This is a genomic window from Paenibacillus sp. LHD-38 (assembly GCF_031157315.1).
Lineage (GTDB): Bacteria > Bacillota > Bacilli > Paenibacillales > Paenibacillaceae > Pristimantibacillus.
On the sequence record NZ_JAVIFU010000010.1, the window covers coordinates 102,262 to 120,952 of the forward strand.

At 47.4% G+C, this 18,691-nt stretch carries 20 protein-coding genes; 8 read left to right on the top strand and 12 right to left on the bottom strand.

Translation table 11 applies throughout. From position 1 onward, the window contains the following. Positions 1-123: 123 nt before the first annotated feature. The 3 genes from RCO25_RS10840 to RCO25_RS10850 all read right to left on the bottom strand — a co-directional run bounded on the left by RCO25_RS10840 (position 124) and on the right by RCO25_RS10850 (position 2,013). Entirely contained in the window at positions 124-414 is a 291-nt protein-coding gene (locus tag RCO25_RS10840; protein ID WP_308996167.1) for a hypothetical protein, read from the bottom strand. A 124-nt stretch (positions 415-538) separates the two neighbouring features. Next, complete coding sequence (locus RCO25_RS10845) at positions 539-1,495, bottom strand: phosphotransferase enzyme family protein (RefSeq protein ID WP_308996168.1); 957 nt, start codon at positions 1,493-1,495, stop codon at positions 539-541. Between the two features lie 44 nt (positions 1,496-1,539). Beyond that, the gene (locus tag RCO25_RS10850; RefSeq protein ID WP_308996169.1) at positions 1,540-2,013 is read right to left on the bottom strand and encodes a GNAT family N-acetyltransferase; all 474 of its coding nucleotides are present in this window, start codon (positions 2,011-2,013) and stop codon (positions 1,540-1,542) included. 213 nt (positions 2,014-2,226) lie between these two features. Between RCO25_RS10850 and RCO25_RS10855 the strand changes: the two genes are divergently transcribed. Further along, complete coding sequence (locus tag RCO25_RS10855; protein ID WP_308996170.1) at positions 2,227-2,415, top strand: hypothetical protein; 189 nt, start codon at positions 2,227-2,229, stop codon at positions 2,413-2,415. 27 nt (positions 2,416-2,442) lie between these two features. Further along, positions 2,443-2,730: a helix-turn-helix domain-containing protein gene (locus RCO25_RS10860; RefSeq protein ID WP_308996171.1), complete on the top strand. Its 288-nt coding sequence runs from the start codon at positions 2,443-2,445 to the stop codon at positions 2,728-2,730. A 95-nt stretch (positions 2,731-2,825) separates the two neighbouring features. Here the strand turns inward: RCO25_RS10860 and RCO25_RS10865 are convergent, their stop codons facing one another. Continuing rightward, positions 2,826-3,215: a hypothetical protein gene (locus RCO25_RS10865; protein ID WP_308996172.1), complete on the bottom strand. Its 390-nt coding sequence runs from the start codon at positions 3,213-3,215 to the stop codon at positions 2,826-2,828. 212 nt (positions 3,216-3,427) lie between these two features. Continuing rightward, positions 3,428-3,733, bottom strand: a complete 306-nt coding sequence (locus RCO25_RS10870; RefSeq protein WP_308996173.1) for a hypothetical protein — start codon at positions 3,731-3,733, stop codon at positions 3,428-3,430. Between the two features lie 209 nt (positions 3,734-3,942). Here RCO25_RS10870 and RCO25_RS10875 point away from each other — a divergent pair, with 209 nt between their 5' ends. Together RCO25_RS10875 and RCO25_RS10880 are read left to right on the top strand one after the other, a co-directional pair. After that, positions 3,943-4,809 carry a phosphodiester glycosidase family protein gene (locus tag RCO25_RS10875; protein ID WP_308996174.1) on the top strand — a complete coding sequence of 289 codons (867 nt, stop codon included), beginning with the start codon at positions 3,943-3,945 and terminating at the stop codon, positions 4,807-4,809. Between the two features lie 37 nt (positions 4,810-4,846). Continuing rightward, positions 4,847-5,857, top strand: a complete 1,011-nt coding sequence (locus RCO25_RS10880; RefSeq protein ID WP_308996175.1) for a GtrA family protein — start codon at positions 4,847-4,849, stop codon at positions 5,855-5,857. Positions 5,858-5,974: 117 nt separating this feature from the next. Here the strand turns inward: RCO25_RS10880 and RCO25_RS10885 are convergent, their stop codons facing one another. From RCO25_RS10885 to RCO25_RS10905, 5 genes are all read right to left on the bottom strand, one after another. Continuing rightward, positions 5,975-6,646, bottom strand: a complete 672-nt coding sequence (locus tag RCO25_RS10885; RefSeq protein ID WP_308996176.1) for a polysaccharide deacetylase family protein — start codon at positions 6,644-6,646, stop codon at positions 5,975-5,977. 708 nt (positions 6,647-7,354) lie between these two features. Beyond that, positions 7,355-7,540, bottom strand: a complete 186-nt coding sequence (locus RCO25_RS10890; RefSeq protein WP_308996177.1) for a hypothetical protein — start codon at positions 7,538-7,540, stop codon at positions 7,355-7,357. Positions 7,541-7,887: 347 nt separating this feature from the next. Continuing rightward, the gene (locus RCO25_RS10895; RefSeq protein ID WP_308996178.1) at positions 7,888-8,157 is read right to left on the bottom strand and encodes a hypothetical protein; all 270 of its coding nucleotides are present in this window, start codon (positions 8,155-8,157) and stop codon (positions 7,888-7,890) included. A gap of 130 nt (positions 8,158-8,287) precedes the next feature. After that, positions 8,288-8,518, bottom strand: coding sequence for a DNA-binding protein (locus RCO25_RS10900; protein ID WP_308996179.1), 231 nt, complete (start codon positions 8,516-8,518; stop codon positions 8,288-8,290). 126 nt (positions 8,519-8,644) lie between these two features. Continuing rightward, complete coding sequence (locus RCO25_RS10905) at positions 8,645-9,901, bottom strand: ATP-binding protein (protein ID WP_308996180.1); 1,257 nt, start codon at positions 9,899-9,901, stop codon at positions 8,645-8,647. A gap of 231 nt (positions 9,902-10,132) precedes the next feature. On the opposite strand from RCO25_RS10905, the gene RCO25_RS10910 reads away from it, so the two are divergent. From RCO25_RS10910 to hflX, 3 genes are all read left to right on the top strand, one after another. Beyond that, on the top strand, positions 10,133-11,335 hold the full coding sequence (locus tag RCO25_RS10910; protein ID WP_308996181.1) for a hypothetical protein: 1,203 nt from the start codon (positions 10,133-10,135) through the stop codon (positions 11,333-11,335). Beyond that, positions 11,332-14,280 carry a DEAD/DEAH box helicase gene (locus RCO25_RS10915; protein ID WP_308996182.1) on the top strand — a complete coding sequence of 983 codons (2,949 nt, stop codon included), beginning with the start codon at positions 11,332-11,334 and terminating at the stop codon, positions 14,278-14,280. Before RCO25_RS10910 ends, RCO25_RS10915 begins: the two co-directional genes overlap by 4 nt. Before the next feature lie 541 nt (positions 14,281-14,821). Then, complete coding sequence (gene hflX, locus RCO25_RS10920) at positions 14,822-16,087, top strand: GTPase HflX (protein ID WP_308996183.1); 1,266 nt, start codon at positions 14,822-14,824, stop codon at positions 16,085-16,087. A gap of 116 nt (positions 16,088-16,203) precedes the next feature. Here hflX and RCO25_RS10925 read toward each other — a convergent pair whose 3' ends face one another. Together RCO25_RS10925 and msrA are read right to left on the bottom strand one after the other, a co-directional pair. Further along, a complete protein-coding gene (locus RCO25_RS10925) occupies positions 16,204-17,124 on the bottom strand; it encodes an aldo/keto reductase (protein ID WP_308996184.1) in 921 nt (306 codons plus the stop codon). Positions 17,125-17,230: 106 nt separating this feature from the next. Then, complete coding sequence (gene msrA / locus RCO25_RS10930; protein ID WP_308996185.1) at positions 17,231-17,908, bottom strand: peptide-methionine (S)-S-oxide reductase MsrA; 678 nt, start codon at positions 17,906-17,908, stop codon at positions 17,231-17,233. 119 nt (positions 17,909-18,027) lie between these two features. On the opposite strand from msrA, the gene udk reads away from it, so the two are divergent. Then, complete coding sequence (gene udk / locus RCO25_RS10935; protein ID WP_308996186.1) at positions 18,028-18,663, top strand: uridine kinase; 636 nt, start codon at positions 18,028-18,030, stop codon at positions 18,661-18,663. The last annotated feature ends 28 nt before the right edge of the window (positions 18,664-18,691 follow it).

Genomic DNA, 18,691 nt, shown 5'->3' on the forward strand with positions numbered 1-18,691 from the left:
GACTTATTGATGTCTAATTCTGTGACCATGCGTAGGTATCCAATGATCCGCCTTGGTAATATGAAGATCATAACCCATTGAAACCACTTCCTCATAGTTGTTTATTTACAAATAACCTACCCGTCAGCTTAATCTCGAACTATTTTTAAACAATAAACTAAATATACAGATGATCACTACAATTCCACTAAGGCTAAGTAAAATGCTGCCGCTCCATTTCAATTGATCTATAAAACTTTGTAATAGAATATGATATTGATCCGTTCCCATGCTCCCGCCCATTTGCTCTCTCACGTAGATGCTTGCTTTTTCTGTTCCCCACAGAACGGAGTTATTCAATTGCACATAACCAATAATCATAATGATTGCTGAAACAATAAGTAAAGACAGAACCATTCGATTAAATGTTTTCAAACCATCAACCCCCCATTAGACAGCTTTATGTTCTATGCTTATAGAAAACCATGATACAAGGGCCGATTCCATTGCCTTATGATATGAAACCTTATTCTTATACACTGTAAAATATATGATTCCCCTACAAAAAAGGTAGGCAGTACTTTGCACATAATCCCGGCATCCGTTCTTGAATCCAAGGATGTACCTCCTCATTTTCCATATGAAAAGCGTAATATCCGAATATAGCCACTAACATAAATCCCTCCAATGTGGCAAAAACATCCTCAAGCACTTCACCAGGACCGTAATACCCTACAAGAAATGATCTTCTATGCTCCGACGGTATCATTAAAGCCCCCATTGCAACATCCAATAAATAATAACCAAATCCGAATAAACCATAATCTAGAAAGCATATTTCTCCCTCACTAGTTAAGATCAAATTGCCCATGTTTAAATCCCCGTGAATGATTCCCCAAGAATCTTTTGCCATGCTGCTGCTTTCGAGGCGAGAGTTAATCAGCTGGATCGTTTTCTCAACAATACGAAAATCTGAATGGAAAATTAATCCCTTCCCAACACCGCGTTGAATTTGCAAAAGCATTTGATTATTTCTTTCAATCCCTTGCTGGGGTCGGGTGTTAGGATCGATGCGATTATTATAATTGCGGAAAAATCGGTGAAGCTCTGCCATTTGGACACCTAGTTTCATGGCAAATTTCTCGGTAGATACGTTTTCCTTTTGCAAATCCGCTCCTTCTACCCATGAAAGCAACGTACAATTCATACCCTTCCCATCAAGCTCTATTTTTGTAATATAATCTCCGTTGCCGTTTCTTACAGGTTGTTGAACGGTAAGCTCCGTTTGGTCTGCAATTTCCTCTAAAAGCTGCAGCTCGCTTAATAACCCCTCGCGGGTATGCTGCAGCCCAGCCATATTTTCCGTAACGGGTTGATGGATTCGAAACAAAAATGACTTTCCTTTGGCTAAATCATTGACTTTGAAAGTCCTATTTTCATTATGTCTAATAAACTTAATATCGGGTTGCTCAATTCCATATTTGGAGAGAACATCGCAAATGGATTCATCTGTCATTCCGGGCTTCCCCTTCCTAAGCAATAGAACGCTTTGAACAATTCTTATTTCTGGTCCATTTCATTTAGCGGTATCTCGTAAATCTTAGTCGCGTCATCATTAAAAATGTAACCTGTCGCTGCATGCGACCAACCATTTTTCTCATAGTAGCCGTCTATATCTGTGCACAAATAAAGCTTTTGAAAGCCTTTCTTTCCAGCCTCTTGGGCAGCATGCCTGAGCAATTTTGATCCTATTTTATTTCCTCTTTGCTGAGGGGTAACATACAAACAAGCCAGCCAAGGAAATAAATCCTGGCGACTGATTAAATCATTTCGTAATAATGTATAAGTACCAATAATAGTGTCATTCCGGATAGCTATATAAAACCGGGGAAGATCACTTGCCGGTTCACAAGAATGCAGCATGCAATCATAATAAAATCTATAATTCGCAGAGCTTCCCCATTGCGTCCAAAACACATGAACGGCTTTATCAAAGTAATCCATCTTATCCTTTAATTCAAACACTTCGAACATCAATCGGCCTCCCTTTATGGCAAAATAACACCAATCTATATCTCTCCCCTCTCTGCCACCCTTCATCATGCTATTCCGATATTTAAGTTGAAATCTGTCCACCCTATTTTAAATTATTAGAATTTATAAAGCGCTTTCAGTTCGATATGATTGAACTGTTCCAATCGCCGGACTAGTCGCCGGTAATTATAAAGTCCACCCAGGAGGGGTCCTATGAAAAAATGGTTGATTACTACATTGGCGCTTATGCTCACATTCGGCGTTTTGTCCGCATGCGGTTCTGCCAACAATGAGGGAACGGCAAACGAAAGTAACGGTAACAAGAACGCAGCAGAAGACAAAGCGGAGGATGTCACGCTCGCGGCCAAAGTCGCATCCGAAGGTCCGGCTGCGGAAACCTAAGGATTGTTCGTTACCAAGGCGCTGCACATGGTACGAGAACGCTATGCGCAAGGAATTACACTCGAGGAATCGGCCGCGGCTTTGAACATTACGCCCGAATATTTAAGTACTCTAGTTAACAAGGAGACCGGCAAAACATTCACCGCGCACCTGAAGGAAATGAGAATCTCCCGTGCCAAGGAGCTGCTGCTTGCCGGCGAGTTGAAAGCCTTCGAGGTAAGCATCCGGGTCGGCTATGCGGATTCGAAATATTTTTGCCGCGTCTTCAAAGAGCATACCGGCATGACGCCGGTTGAATACCAGAAGAAAAATTGAGCATTAGGTTCAATCAAACTTCAAAAATCTCAGCCGCTGCCGGGCAGCAGCGGCTAAGGCTTCCGTTCTCCATCCAGGCGGGAGCCCGGATCATTTCATTTTTTTGTCAGCCTCATGACGAGGAATACCCCTTCAACGATCAAACCTATGATAAAGCCTGCCGCCACTGCTTCTAAAAAGACAAGGAAGCTGACCAAGTCCTCCCAGCCCGTCACATCCCGCGAATTAACGGCCATCAACAGAAGACCTATTACCGTGCCGAGGTTTGAAAGCAGCCAAAGTCTCTTCGCCCCGACCCAGCCCGTAAAGCTGAATAAAAAGGACAGCACAGTAGCAAGCACCATAAAGCGAAAAGCGTGCATGCCGGTAAACGGCTGGCCTAGAACAAGAAAACGTATGATCCATAACAAAACGCTGAATAACAATGAGGACGCTCCGGCTAACAGCCACCAGTGGGCGCTTCTTTCTTCGGGAATAAAGCGCATGTAAGATAACCCCTCTCTTCTAAAACCTTCTTGCTTATATAAACGCATTAAGCGCTTACTTTGTTTCTTTGATTAACGATGTAGGGTAAAAGATAGGCGATTCGGAACGACGTCTGTCTTAACAGGCTTAAGTGAAAGCCGGTTCAATAGCACCAAAAGAGAGCACCCGTCGAGGTGCTCTCTTCTTGTTTTTCACATCGGGCATGCGTAATTTACTCTACGCCGTCCTTGAAGTTTTTATTATAGTTTTTATCGCCTTTGTGCTCAAGGTCGTTCAGCGTCTTCTCCAGTGTGGCCACGATTTCTTCCTTGACCTGTGTCAGCGTGTCATAGAACAAGGCCTCTTCGGTGCCTACGATTTTGACGACGCTAATCGCCTGAATGGACTGGAATTTCCTGTGCTGATCAGCAAGATCGTCAATCGCCTTAAGCGTATGCTTCGTTTGAAGAAACAAATCCATCATTTCCCCGTCAAAAACAAATCGCGCTAAGGTCCGCTTCCTCTCTCCCTTTCCCACTTCATGGCTTTCAGTAAACGTTCAGTCCAGCTTCATATCGCCTTAACGTTACGATAAGACAATAGCAATATTCGAATGAGACTTTGCGATACTCCTCGACGCCTACTTAATACTTATTCCCTTTATAGGAGCTGATCAACATTATAAATCTAACGAAAAGAAAAAAAATCCGGTTTGTCCTGACCCTGCTGTTTCTAATAATCGGCGGGGTGCTGTACTCACTTGCTGACCGTTATCTCATCGAGCATGTCGAAGTCAAGATTACCGCTGAGGAAACACCCGCTGCCGATACGAATAATTCCACAATCGATACCGAACAAGTACAGCAGGATGACTGGAATTACAGCAGCGCAGATACCTCTATTCAAATTACGAAAGTAGAAACAGGCTCAGGAAGCGATAAAATCACTTATTACGTCGCGGATGTTCAGCTGGAACAGGCTAGCCTGCTGCAATCCGCTTTTGCTAAAAATGCATTCGGACGAAACATTACGGAAAACACATCGACAATCGCAGAAGCGAACAATGCCATATTTGCCATCAATGGGGACTATTACGGTTTTCGCGACGATGGCGTCATTATTCGTAACGGTACTTTATACCGGGATGAGCCCACACGCGACGCTCTCGCGCTGCTCTCTGACGGCACCATGAAATCGTATAACGAAGAGCAGCTTTCCTCCTCGGGTCTGCTCGCTGAAGGCGTGACCCAGACGTATTCGTTTGGCCCTACTCTCGTGAAGGACGGAGCCATTGCCGACGATTTCGACAAAGTCGTTATCGACACGAATTTCGGCAATCGCTCCATTCAAGGCTCTAATCCCCGCACAGGCATTGGGATGCTTGCCCCTAATCACTACGTATTCGTCGTCGTTGACGGACGCAAAGAAAATTACAGCAAAGGGATGACCCTATCCGAATTTGCTCAGGTATTTCAAGATCTGGGCGCAACCGAGGCCTACAACCTCGATGGCGGCGGCTCCTCCACGATGTATTTCATGGGAAGAGTCGTAAACAACCCGCAAGGCAGACAACAAGAACGCGGCGTCAGCGACATCCTTTACATCGCAGAGTAACAAGCTTTTTTAACTTTTACAAAGGAGGCTCACCGCCATGAATATATTAATTCCTTCTTATGAACCGGACGAGCGGCTTCTCATGCTCATCAAGCAGTTGAGGGATATCGGCTCATTCCCAATCGTCGTTGTCGATGATGGAAGCGGAGAAGCTTACAGCCAGCTGTTTATTGCAGCAAGAGAATTAGGCTGCACTGTCATTACCCATAGCGAAAATAGAGGGAAAGGACATGCCTTGAAATCCGGCTTCCGCTATTTTATGCAAAATAGCGTAATCGACGGCATCGTATGCGCCGACAGCGACGGACAGCATCTTCCGCAGGATATTATGAAAATCGCAAGCAGCATAGAGGAGCATAACCATTCCATCGTGCTCGGATGCAGACGATTTACGGGGAAGGTGCCGCTCCGCAGCCGTTTCGGCAATGCTGCCACGAGACTCGTCTATACTTTTGCGACCGGCAAACGCATTTATGATACGCAGACCGGACTGCGCGGCTATTCCGCCGATATGCTGGACTGGCTGTGCCGAATTCCGGGGGAGCGCTTCGAATATGAGATGAACCTGCTGCTGGAAGCGCCCGCGGCAGGCTTCTCTTTTCATGAGGTGGCCATTGATACCGTCTATCTCGATCATAACAAATCATCGCATTTTCGGCCGATTATCGATTCCGCCAGAATCTATGCTCCTTTTCTTAAGTTCAGCATTTCCTCTTTGTCATCTGCGGTCATTGACATCCTGCTGCTCGCACTGATTCATTTCTTTAGCTCAAGCCTCCTGCTCGCTGTCATGGGGGCAAGGCTTACGAGCTCGATCTTCAACTATACAATGAATAAAAGGTTCGTATTCGACAGAGGCAAGCCCTCCGCCATCCGCACCTCTATGCCAAAATATTTCGCGCTCGTCATTGTCATTTTTTCATTAAACTATGGTCTCATGCATGTTTTCAATGAACGCTTGGGCGTGCCTTTGCTTATAGCCAAGCTGTTTACGGAGGCCGCGTTATTTGTGTTCAGTTACTGGGCGCAGCGTAAATTCGTTTACTGAGTGTATCAGGATAACAATTATACTTTCTTATATTTCAAAGAAAAACCGGGCGCCGCCCACCGCGATGATTACATTGCGATGGGCGGCGCCCGGTTTCTTTTTGGGCATAGGATTAGACTAGACCGCTGCGGCAGGTTGACTCATTTCCCTTGGAAGCTGAAAGCCAATCCCCTTCGTTAACAGCCTGTCCAGGAGAGCTTTGAAAGGTGCAATTGCGATCCAATCGTGGATCAAAATAATCTCATTACCCGCAGGGTTCCGTTCTTGATTCTCCTCGCTTGAAGAGGCTTCCACACCCAAATCGAACGTATCCAGCGTGCATGCCACATGGAGACCCCGCTTCAGATCCGCTTCGTCCTGCGCAGCGTAATGAATATTTTCAAAGACGGGCTGCTGATAGCCCAGCTGTTCCAAAACAAGCTGAATGCCGGCAAAATGCTCCTGATTGGTCTCGTTCTCCATAAAAGGAAAACGAAAAACCTTAATGGGCCTGACGATATCCGCCCTAGTGTAAAGGTTATCTATAATGCGGTCCGTTTGCTCAATCTGTCCTCGCGCGTCCATTAAGGATATTGCCGAGAAGTCTGCATGGTCATAGCCTCGATTTCCGATAACATGGCCCGTTTGGATAGCATATAATGCCTCTTCCGAAAATCTCTCCAGTGTTTCGCCAAGACAAAACCAAATCGCCCGAATGCCTTTTCCGTTCAAATAATTGACTTTTTGCATAAAATCCTCGGCAGGACCTTCATCAATCGTAAGGTACGCCGCTGTTTCCACCGCTAACATAACCAGAAACCTCCGTTTATCTTTTACTGCCAATAATCATCATCTATGTATTATACCTTATATTTGAATTTATGTTCTATCAACAATACTCCCACTCCACCTTTTACAGGCTTCTACAGTAACTATTTTTCACCAACCACAAAATTCCACTGCAGAAAATACAATAGAAAGCTCACATTACACACATCCGTACAGGCTACATTGCAGAAAATACAACAGAAACAGCCTCCGATGCGAAAATGAGCCCTAATCCGGGGTTTCTATTGTATAAACTACAACGTAGCTTAAATGGCCACCCTTTCTGAGGGTTTACGTTGCACAAACTGCAGGCCTGTTGATTAACCAAAAAATGGGATGAAAAAAGGCCGCCTATTCGGTAAACTGTTTGTACCCCTACAAACATCCGAAACGAGGCGACCTCATGAAAAAGTCTACTAGGTTATCGAATATTCTGCAAACTATTTTACCGAAAGCAGAAGTGCTTCCCTTCATAGAACAGGTCGGCTACGTGGACTCTGCGCGAAAATTTACGGTATATGACCTCTTTCTGTTTTATCCCAAGCCGCTCTTCAGCAGTGGGACGGCTACCGGGACGGAGAGAAACGCATGCCCTTCTCCGAACCGCTGCTTTTTAAAACGGGCGGCCGCCCGAGCAGCGCTATCACTGCTTGAACGGCCGCCCGTTTATATGGTCTTCTCAAGAATTCCTCAAGAAAGCTTTCTTGCGGAGTTCAATTCATTCTCGTTTTGATGCCATTCCTTCAGCATGCTTTGATAGAAGCTGCTCTCCTGCGAGCTTAGCCCTTGCTTGTTTCCCTTAATGATCAAATTTCCAATATTCCGTTTCAAAATAATACTCCGACGTCCTAACATGTCCATGTAAGTCAATGTCATTCACCCTCCAGCTTATGTTTTCCAATCGGTCTATTTAAGTATAACGAATAGTAAATCGATTGAAAAACAGCAGCAGGCTGCGCTATTTCGGGTAATTCCGTCTAAGGAGGATTGAGCGGAAACCACCCCTGCCCGTTCGGAAACATCCTGCCGTATCCTCCATTTAACTCCCTTATCATTTCTTGGCAGGTCATTCTTGAGCCGGTTACGGCCCAATTCCTTCATTCTTGAGGATCGTAATGAGGGGAACCAGCCAAACATCCGGCACTATCTTTGGTGTACCAAAGATAATAGACGTCCCTAAGAGCAAAACCATCATGAGGCTATAGATTTGAAACGCAGTCATTTTATTCGCCATCGCTTGTTCCTATTGCTGAGCGTCCACTGCTTGCGAGCCGTGACCTTTTACGGATCCGGGCTCGTTTCAAGCTGCGCAAATCCTGAAATAAAGCCATAATAAAGGCAGCTGCAATCATGAGATAGGTTGGCCAGCCATTATCATTCAGCGACTGCTTGCCGAGAGCAGCTCCAAAATTTTCTTTAAAAACATCCATATCTAACAGAGCAAAAAGCAGCGATGACAAAATAGAAACTGCTAAAACGCCTATAGTCGTCATTTTGAACAGCTCCGTTTCTCATTCATTTATTTACCTTTAATACTTTTCACGTTTACGGCTGGAAATATGTAAGAAATGACGGACAGCAAAAAACCACAACCCTCTTCAGGGCTGTGGTTTATCGTAAAGATTAAGCTTTACCTAAGATCTCATCTATTTCGCTTTTCAGTAATAGATATCTGTGGACACTGCGATTAATCGCAACCTTGGTCAGGTTATGCTTTAGCACATATACCTTCATCTGGTCCTTTGTTAGGCCTAAAAGATCGCCGGCTTCGGTAACCGTTAATACCTCCTGCTTACTCGTCGCATTAAACGTCTTCTTCACCTTTTGATCCCAGTCTTCAAATACTACCTGCATATTTCCGACTCCTTTATCATAGTCAATGATCGTTATTGACTGCACCTCTTAATTATAACACGAACAGCCGTATAATCTTAACCTGACAAAAAATTTAAGGGAAATAAATTAATAAATGACGAATGTTCAGTTCGCCTTCGGGAAAATAAGATTAAACTCCGTTCCCTCCCCAAGCTCACTCTTGATCGTTATTTTGCCATTCATCTTCTTGATAATGCCGAAAGATACCATCGTTCCAAGGCCTGTCCCTTTTTCCTTCGTGGAATAATACGGCGTACCCAGCCTCTTCATTTGCTCGGTAGACATGCCGCTGCCGTTATCACTCAAGATCACCCACGCATGATTATCGCGAATAATCGTCTTAAGCTCTAGCAGACCTCCATTTTGCATCGCTTCAATGGCATTTTTGCCGATGTTGATTAATGCCTGGCGAAATTTGTATCGGTCTCCTTGAATATGAAAAACCTGCTCTTCCTCCGTCATGACCTGGATTTGAATATTATTGTAATTCGCATAAGTCATAAGCACGTTCGCTAAATAATGCATTTCCTGATGGATATCAATCGCTTCAACGATCTCAGGATCGGGCTTGGCGAGCGAGAGGTAATCCGCAATGATTGACTCCGCACGATCTAATTCCTCAAAGCAAACTTTTTGGTAAAGTATCCTCTTGTCCTTATCGAGATCAGCCGTAGCAAATAGTTGAATAAAGCCTTTTAAGGTTGTAAGCGGATTTCGTATTTCATGCGCTACGGAAGCCGCCATATCACCGACGATTTTCATTTTCTCGCTTCTTACGATCTCCTCTTGCATCATAAAGAACCGATGCTGCATTTCGATTACATACACGGATACACCGACAATGAACCCTTGCAAAACATAAGTTTGCACAGTGGCCCATGGTTTATACATGAGAAGTTCCAATAACCCCGTAAAGGACAAGTAGATGCCAAAGGTCACCATTTTAATGAGCGTGCAATAAATAATCGCTACGGTTATTTTTCGCGATAAGCTTAGCGAGCTATAGCTTTTGTGAAAAAAGACGAAGAATGCAAAACTTGGCAAAATCGATAGAACATATAACAAATCATTTGGACTGTCTTGAAAATAACGGTACAGAAGAAGAGTGGCATACAGGAAAATAGAAACCTGGATGCCCCCGAAAAGAGAGCCAATCGCCAAAGGAATCGAACGGAAATCATAGATTAAACCATTTATGCTGATCGGAAACGACATCGTCGTTATGATGGCGAGCGAGAAAGGGATAGCTAAACACAAGCGATACAAAAGTGTGTTGTTCTTGGCTTTGTAGATATAGGGGTACAGAGCTAACGGAGAACAAATAATGAAAATATTCAGCAGTAAATCCTTTAAATATTCCATCCTGTCTGCCCCCAACGATTGGATATCATGCTATGTAACTTTTATATCATATGAGCTGCATATCCCCATTAATATATCATAATTAAGAATATAAAAGACATAAAAAACAATTGATATCCATCAAGCCGCTTCCACAGAAATGCAATGAAAACAACGGAGCGAAGCCCTCGATAAATGATATAATAAGCTGATTCGAAAATAGACTTTATTCGCACGGGAGACTTCTTCTTGATGAAATCAATAGAAACCATGAATATCGCGGAGTGGCATGCCCTTTTTGGATCACGCACCGCATTCTTGTCCGATCATATCCGAAACTCAGCTTTCGTACAGGCCGCCCTTGCAGCGATTCATCAAATAAAACCAGAGCTTACGCCTGAGCGCGGCCGCTTGTTCGAGCTGCATGCGCATCTTCATCTCTTATTGCTGCTGCTTAAGCTTTCACCAAATCAGGCACTGCGCCCAGGAGCTTTTATCGGTTTTCACACGCATACCGCGATTTCCGAGGTTCAGCTGAAGATCACGAGTATTTTGCAAAATAAACCTGAAACAGCCGACGTGACGGACTACCGGCAGCTCATCAGCGAGACGATTTCCTTTTTACGCCGGCAAATGCTGATAGAGGCGGGAGACAGAGCGTATTTTTCCGAACCCTATTTTTGGTTTTGGCACAGCTGGATTGTTCCCAGTCAACAGGATACACGTTTATATTTGGAGGAGCTTCAGCACCTGCAAGCTGCGCCTAATCAGCTCGGCTCCTCACTTTCCCGCTACCCTTGGCTGCTTGCTCAAGCTTGGATGAGCTTCTTTCTGAACCTTGATCAAGAAGCCCGTGCGTGGCTCACCGAAATAAACAACCGCTTTGGGCTTCGCTCCGGCGATCTCTTCCCGATCTTTTCCGCGATGACTGAAGCAGAGCAGTGGCAGCGTCTATCGGAATGGCTTGCAGAAACGACGCCGCTAATGGAACGGCAGAAGCCGAACAGCCTAAAATTATTTTATGACTATTGGGACATAGTCATTGCCCATATTCCCCAAGCAGAGCAGCAAATGTGGGAGCCTCTTTTCCAGCTGTCCCCCTCCATTTACGAGAAAAAACTGCTCATTCATGGCAAATGGCAGCAATGGATGGACTATCAACTGAGCACGGGAACCAATCCTTTCGCTTATCGCGTCAGCGTTTTTGCGCCTATTGAGAAACATGCGCCTGAGCTGCTGCTTCCTTTCTACCATCAGGCTGCCGAATCCTACGTGCTGCTCAAAAATAGAGACGGCTACAAATCAGCGGTGAAGCTGCTGAAACGGCTCGCTAAGCTGTATAAAAAAAGAAAGGACGAGGAACGTTGGGATGCGTTTATAGCTGCCTTCGTTTCACGCCATAGCCGGCTTCGCGCACTGCACGAGGAACTTCGGAAAGGAAAGTTAATCCCATGAACAAGCATATAAAATCCTTCACGGTACATGTTACTTTAACGACTCATGGCGACGCCCTGCTATACGGGGTTAACAGCACGGACGATTACTTAAGCGGCATCAGCTTGAAGCATAGCTTATTTGCCTGGCATGAGGCTTCCTTCTACGGGACAGAACTGGAAATCCAGCAGGTGCAGGGACTGGAGCTTGTGCTGCTTCCCGCCGAGCAGGTCATTCCGTTTTTTGCCGAAAATAAAGTGCTTGAGCATATTGCTTGGCTTTGGGGGGAGCAAGCCGGACTGCTGGTTAAGCTGGCTCCCCTGCTTGCGGCTGAAATTGAAGCCAAGCATTATATGCCAAGCTTCTCCTCCTTCACGGCCGGTAAGCTGCAATGGACATGGGATAACCCCCAGCTGCATAAGCAAATTCAAGCTGAGCTTACCGCTTTAGACGCGGATACCGGCTTCCTAAACGGCCTGCAATCCGCCTTCTCCGCTGCCGTGTTCGATGTCTATTATGGAACCGAAGAAACGTCTGCCGATTTGCGGAGGGAATATCCGCTCCTATTTACGAAGGAGCACGCAACGGCTGCAGGCATGGATGCACAGGCATGGCTGATCGCAACCGGATGGAAGGCCGATCAGGCCCCCTTCCGTCCAATGCTGCAGCTGGTGGAGCCTGCGGAGATGGATGAATCCTGGCAGCTTAAGCTTATTTTGCAGGACAAGCTTGATCAGGCAGTGCTAACGAATGTGAGACTAACGGAGTCAGGCGAAGCGTTAGGCTCTTGGCCCGCTTCTTGGTCTGCTCCCGTCCGTGAGCGGTCAGCCGGCTGGCTGGAACGCCTGCGCGCTTGCTTATCGCCGGAGCGATTCGCCGGCCCCCGCGAGGATATTTTAGACGCCCCCTTGGGCAATGATGCGGCATGGCGCTTCCTAGCCGTAGACAGCCCCCGCTTATTAGACGCAGGCTGGCAGGTGCTGCTTCCCGCATGGTGGGAAACGGCCAGCCGCAAGAAGCCTAAGCTGCGCGCCAAGGTCAGCTCGCGTGCGGAAAGCTCCGGCGAATCTTTGTTCGGATTGGATACGCTGATCGACTTTGATTGGCGAATCGCGATCGGCGAGACCGACCTTACCGAATCCGAGTTCAATGAACTCGTGGCCCGCAATGAGCGGCTGGTCCGCTTCAGAGGCCAGTGGATTTCGCTCGATCCCGCCTTACTGGCTCAAATTCGCAAAGCGATGTCAGGCATTGACCGCTCTCAGGGTCTCTCCTTTCAAGATGTACTTCAGCTCCACCTGCTCGGAAGCGGAGATAGCCCGGAAGATGAACAGGCCGAGCAGGACGCTGAACAAGCACAGCGCATTCAGCTGGAGGTCGAGCTGAACGAGCATCTGATGAAGCTCGTCAGCCAGCTCAGCCAGCGGTCGGAATGGCCGCTCCTTCCCGTGCCGGGAAGTCTAAAAGCCGAGCTTCGCAACTATCAGCATGAAGGCTATGCTTGGTTGTCCTTCTTAAGACGCTTCGGGCTTGGCGCCTGTCTGGCCGATGATATGGGGCTCGGCAAAACCGTCCAGCTGATCGCTTATTTATTGAACCTGAAAGAGAGTTCTGCAAATACGGAGGACCAATCTGCCGCGCTCATCATTTGCCCAACCTCGGTTCTCGGCAACTGGCAGAAGGAGATCAGCCGGTTTGCGCCGTCGCTTAGCGTCATGCTTCATTACGGCAGCAAGCGTTTGGAAGGCGAAACTTTTCATGCAGCAGTCAAACAGGCAGACGTCATTCTGACCTCGTTCGCAACGGCGACGCTGGATCAGGAGCTGCTGCAGGATTTCACCTGGGCAGCGATCTGCTTGGATGAAGCCCAGAATATTAAGAACGCGCAAACCAAGCAATCCGCAGCGGTGCGCAGCTTCTCGGCGAAGCACCGTATTGCCTTAACCGGCACGCCTATCGAGAACCGATTGTCGGAGCTTTGGTCCATTTACGATTTTATGAATCCCGGATTCCTCGGAACGGCCCATGGCTTCCAGCACCGATTCAGCAATCCGATCGAGAAAGAACAGGATAAAAAGCGCACGGCTGATTTGCAAAAGCTGGTGAAGCCGTTTATGCTCCGCCGCAAGAAGAAAGATCCGGCGATCCAGCTCGACTTGCCGGATAAGAACGAAATGAAAACCTACATCCATCTGACTGCCGAGCAGGGTGCGCTCTATAATCAAACCGTCAACCAGCTCATGGATCGTATGCAAAAGCTCGAAGGCATCGAACGCAAAGGCGCCATCTTGTCCGCTATTATGCAGCTTAAGCAAATTTGCGATCATCCGATGTTACTGTCGAAGGAGCCGATTCCGGGCATGGCAGCCGCGGATGGTGAACCTTTGGATACAGAGCCGCTCATTAACCGGTCCGCTAAGCTGGAGCGTCTGCTCGCGATGGTGAAGGAGCTGCGCGACGAAGGCGAGCGCTGCCTGATTTTCACGCAGTATATCGGCATGGGGCAGCTGCTCCAGTCTGTGCTGCAGCAGGAGCTTCAGGAGCCTGTCCTCTACTTGAACGGCAGTACGTCCAAGCTGGCGCGCGACCGCATGATCGATAAATTTCAATCGAATGAGCTGCCTCCTGAAGAGCAGCCTAATGTGTTTATTTTGTCGATCAAAGCCGGCGGGGTCGGCTTGAATTTGACCGCGGCTAATCATGTCTTTCATTTTGACCGCTGGTGGAACCCGGCTGTCGAGAACCAAGCAACGGACCGCGCGTACCGAATGGGGCAGACCCGCGACGTGCAGGTGCATAAATTCATTTCGCTTGGCACGTTGGAGGAGCGTATCGATGAGATGCTGGAAAATAAGCAGCAGCTTAGCGAAAATGTGATTTCCAGCTCGGAAGGCTGGATCACGGAGCTTTCCACGGAAGCGCTGAAGGAGCTTTTTACCCTGCGGCATGACTTTAGCCAATCCTAAGCTTTTACATTTTTGCGACTTGCCGGAAGAAGCGATGTTGTGCTACACTGGTGCTAATTTAGAGGAACGGAGGGTTACGTGTGATAGACTTTATCCGAGTTAGGTCTTTGCGCAGCTGCTAATTGAATAGCGCCAAAGCTCTGCCTGTGTGCAGAGGACTCAGGATAGGTCTGCCATTTTGAAGGTAACCCATAATTGAACGAATACGGCGGCAGGGTTAGAATGAACCCTTCTCGCGTATTCACCTTTAGAACGGAAGCTCCATAAGTGCATAGGAACGGATATTGCAGCTATTATGTCGGATGGGCTATGTCTCATCTCTTCATAACGGATCCGCTTTCTTTGCCTTAGGAAGACCATCAATCCATCAAGCGTAAACGGCTGTCGCCATCCATTGGCGGCAAAAGCTCGTCTCGCGGTGAATATAAGGAACTCTGTTCCTTATGGATTTTTCTGATATCCTCTTACCTATAACGGTAAACACAGGCAGCGCTGCCTGTGTTTTTTTGTTTTATAAATAACCTTTAGAGGATGATGAATAATGGAACAACCGAAGCAAAAAGCGGTCATCGTAGGTGTTCAGCTTCAAAATCAAACCGACTTTGCGTACTCCATGGAGGAGCTTCGCAACCTTGCGGCCGCCTGCTATATCGAGGTGGCAGATGAGCTGAGTCAAAAGGCTTCACGGATAAACCCTTCCCATTATATTGGGACCGGGAAAATTCAAGAGCTGCTCGCGCTGCTCGAAGCGCATGACGCGCAGGTCGTTATTTTCAATGATGAGCTGTCTCCTTCCCAAATTCGAAATCTGGAGGCCGCATTGGAGCGAACGGTCATTGACCGGACGATTCTGATCTTGGATATCTTCGCGGAACGCGCCAAAACAAGAGAAGCCCAGCTGCAGGTCGAAGTCGCTCGGCTCCAATATATGCTGCCCCGGCTCGTCGGCCTGCGCGCATCATTAGGCAGGCAGGGCGGCGGTGCCGGCCTCAAGAACAGAGGCGCCGGCGAGACAAAGCTCGAGCTCGATCGGAGACGGATTGAGGAAAGAATAACCGCCTTGCAAGCCGAGCTGGATAAGCTTGTGGCGAGGCGCCAAATTCAGCGGAAACAGCGTCAAAAGAATGAAGTCCCCGTCGTCTGTCTAGTAGGCTATACCAACACGGGGAAGTCCAGCTTGATGAACGCTTTGCTCGAGAAATACAATCCCGAGACGACGAAGCAGGTGTTTGCGCAGGATATGCTGTTTGCGACGCTGGAGACGTCGGTTAGAAGCATTGATCTGCCCGACAAAAAATCATTTTTGCTGACGGATACCGTCGGCTTCGTAAGCCAGCTACCCCATCATCTCGTAAAAGCCTTTCGTTCCACCTTGGAGGAAGTAACCGAGGCTGATTTGCTGGTTCATGTCGTCGATTACTCCCATGAAGAGTATGAGCAGCTCGTTTCCGTGACGAATGATACCTTGAAGGAGCTGCGCGCTTATGACATTCCGACGATTTATGCTTACAATAAATGCGATTTGACGGAGCATCCCTATCCTGCGGTAACGGGTGACGATGTCTACCTGTCAGCGAGAAATAGAAGCGGATTGGATGAGCTGATCCAGGTCATACGCGATCATATCTTCGATGATTATATGAAATGCGAGCTGCTGATTCCATTTAGCCAAGGGCGCCTTGTCGCCTACTTTAATGAGCATGCTCATGTTGAAACGACGGAATATGAACCGGAGGGCACGCGAATGAAACTGGAATGCCGCGTGTCTGATTTTGAGAAATACCGCGAGGATGTAACCGTGCTGTAACTCGGTAAAATGCCGAAAAGATGCATCAGCACAAGCATAAACGGCAGCTTGGGACTTGTAATTACAGTCCTAGGCTGCCGCTTTTTATTGCATGTTATCTTCCCTGTCTTGCTTCCTTACCGGGTTATGTCCTGCGGATGAGGCTCTGTAACCAGCTCCGCCGCTTTTGCGTTTGCTTCGACCTGTTCGGGATCCTTGCATCCGGGAATGACTGCCGTTACCGCAGGATGCTTCAAGCACCACGCCAGCGCCCAGCTTGCCATCGTTACCCCTTGCGGGACCTCCTCGCGTTGAATATGCTCCACCTCCAGCAGTCTAAGCCGCGTGATTTCCTTATCATGCCGATGGCGCACATCGTTATCGCTAAAGACAGCTCCCGGCTTATATTTTCCGCTTAGGTAGCCGCTTGCCAAAGGAACACGTGCCAGTACGCCCAGATCCTGCTGCTGACAGGAAGGGAACACCCGCTCCTCCGGCGCGCGATCGAGCCGGTTATAGACAACCTGAATGGCACATGAATTTACCTTCGATGATGCTTCGGTTTGATGAAGATTGTCATTACTTCCGATTGAGGTGCCTAAAAAACGGATTTTGCCCGCCGCGATTTGCTTATCCAGCGTCGTCCAAAGCTCATCGTTGTCAAATGCTTGATCCGGACCCGAATGGAATTGATAAAGATCGATGTATTCGGTCTTCAGTGCTTTCAGCGAAGCATCAAGCTGCGCCACAACGTCTTGAGCGTCGAATACATCGGTACGCGTGAAGCGTTCATGGAAATGATGGCCGAACTTCGTCGCAATGATCCAATCTTCACGGTTGCGGCGGCTGATATAATCTCCGATGAGGGACTCCGAGAGATGATCGCCGTAGCATTCCGCAGTATCGATCAGATTAATGCCGAGCTCTTGGCCCTTGTCGAGAACCGCATCCGCTTCCTCCTGCGTATACTCTCTTCCCCACTCGCCTCCAAATTGCCAGGTTCCAAGACCGATTACCGATACATTCAGCTCCGTGCTTCCAAGTCTCCGATATTTCATGATCAACACTCCTTCCAATTGCGTTATCGCTTGTCTACTTCATTTTACCTTTTGAAACCATAAATAGGAAATAGCTCATCAGCCCTCTTGCACTCCGCTTGTATATTTACCACCGTATTTTCTTGATCAGGTCGATCAAGAACTGCTTATTGTTTTGTTCGATTGGCCACTGAGACACTTCCTGAGAAATACGCTCCAAATTCGTATACCCCTTCGCCAATCCGTTCAATCGCGCTGCCAGAGTGGAGTTCCTTAAATCCGCTTCCGTCTGGTATAGGATGCTTAGCTTTTCAATCGCATCGGGAAACCTCTTGAGATAATATTTTTGATGCTTATCCTCGGCAAGAGTGAAGGGAGCGGAAGGGACAATTTCAGTCGATGGCTCGCCCTTCCCTTGCTCCTTCCGTTTTTTCAGAACATGCTGTATCGTATCTTTTTGCCGCTCATCGGAATAGAACAACAGCGACTTGTACTGCTGTCCTTTATAATCATTGATATTAAACGGGTTATGGCTGTTCCAAAACATGTCCAAAACTTCTTCAAAGGTAATGCGGCCCGGGTTAAATACAAGTTGGACCGTTTCCGTATGATCGCCCATCTGCCGATAAGTCGGATTGGGAGCTGTGCCGCCCGCATAACCGACGCATGTTTTGATGACGCCGGGCAAATGGCCGAATAAGGCCTCCGGGCCCCAAAAACACCCCATGCCAAACGCGGCAAGCTGAAGCTCTCCTTCGGAATAAGACGGTTCAATCGAGGTGACTTGATTGACTTGAAGGTCCACCTTGACGCCTCCCTTCTAAATATAGGAATAATTTTACTGACGAGATGAAAAAATGTGAATGCTATGCTACAATACTAAAATTGCACAGGCAACAACATAGGGAGGTTTACTGCAGCGCCATGCTTATTATTGGAATCGCCGGCGGCACCGGATCCGGCAAAACAACGGTTGCCCGCTCCGTCATAGATCGTCTTGGATCAGACAAAGTGACTTTCATATCCCAGGATAATTATTATAAAAATCCCACACATCTTAGCTTTGCAGAACGTGAGCTTATCAATTACGATCATCCGCTTGCTTTCGACATTGATCTTCTTGCAAGTGATCTTCTTTTGCTCAAAGCAGGAAAAACGGCATACGCACCGGTCTACGACTTTACCATCCATGCTCGCTCATCGGACAAGACGGTGGAACTTAAGCCGAATAAGATCGTTATTCTTGAAGGACTTCATGTGCTGTCCGAGGAAAGCATCCGGCAGGTGCTCGATATTAAGGTATTTGTTGATACGGATCCCGATGTGCGTATTCTGCGCAGAGTGCTCCGAGATATCGAGGAGCGCGGGCGGACCATTCAATCCGTACATGACCAATACCTGAACACCGTAAAGCCCATGCACGAAGCGTTTATCGAGCCCTCCAAAAAATACGCCGACTTGATCATCCCTGAAGGTGGGCATAACGAGGTGGGTATTCAGCTTCTGTCTATATTGACGGAGAAATACTTGACGGACGGCCCGGGTCCATTCGATTTGTAACGTCTGTGTCTTGCATAATCAAGAAGAG

Coding starts and splice junctions, on each gene's coding strand:
- RCO25_RS10895 (WP_308996178.1), bottom strand. CDS start 8,157: ATGACGACTATAGGCGTTTTAGCAGTTTCTATTTTGTCATCGCTGCTT.
- RCO25_RS10890 (WP_308996177.1), bottom strand. CDS start 7,540: ATGACATTGACTTACATGGACATGTTAGGACGTCGGAGTATTATTTTG.
- udk (WP_308996186.1), top strand. CDS start 18,028: ATGCTTATTATTGGAATCGCCGGCGGCACCGGATCCGGCAAAACAACG.
- RCO25_RS10845 (WP_308996168.1), bottom strand. CDS start 1,495: ATGACAGATGAATCCATTTGCGATGTTCTCTCCAAATATGGAATTGAG.
- RCO25_RS10880 (WP_308996175.1), top strand. CDS start 4,847: ATGAATATATTAATTCCTTCTTATGAACCGGACGAGCGGCTTCTCATG.
- RCO25_RS10865 (WP_308996172.1), bottom strand. CDS start 3,215: ATGCGCTTTATTCCCGAAGAAAGAAGCGCCCACTGGTGGCTGTTAGCC.
- RCO25_RS10905 (WP_308996180.1), bottom strand. CDS start 9,901: ATGGAATATTTAAAGGATTTACTGCTGAATATTTTCATTATTTGTTCT.
- RCO25_RS10860 (WP_308996171.1), top strand. CDS start 2,443: ATGGTACGAGAACGCTATGCGCAAGGAATTACACTCGAGGAATCGGCC.
- RCO25_RS10855 (WP_308996170.1), top strand. CDS start 2,227: ATGAAAAAATGGTTGATTACTACATTGGCGCTTATGCTCACATTCGGC.
- RCO25_RS10910 (WP_308996181.1), top strand. CDS start 10,133: ATGAAATCAATAGAAACCATGAATATCGCGGAGTGGCATGCCCTTTTT.
- RCO25_RS10925 (WP_308996184.1), bottom strand. CDS start 17,124: ATGAAATATCGGAGACTTGGAAGCACGGAGCTGAATGTATCGGTAATC.
- RCO25_RS10900 (WP_308996179.1), bottom strand. CDS start 8,518: ATGCAGGTAGTATTTGAAGACTGGGATCAAAAGGTGAAGAAGACGTTT.
- hflX (WP_308996183.1), top strand. CDS start 14,822: ATGGAACAACCGAAGCAAAAAGCGGTCATCGTAGGTGTTCAGCTTCAA.
- RCO25_RS10885 (WP_308996176.1), bottom strand. CDS start 6,646: ATGTTAGCGGTGGAAACAGCGGCGTACCTTACGATTGATGAAGGTCCT.
- RCO25_RS10915 (WP_308996182.1), top strand. CDS start 11,332: ATGAACAAGCATATAAAATCCTTCACGGTACATGTTACTTTAACGACT.
- RCO25_RS10850 (WP_308996169.1), bottom strand. CDS start 2,013: ATGTTCGAAGTGTTTGAATTAAAGGATAAGATGGATTACTTTGATAAA.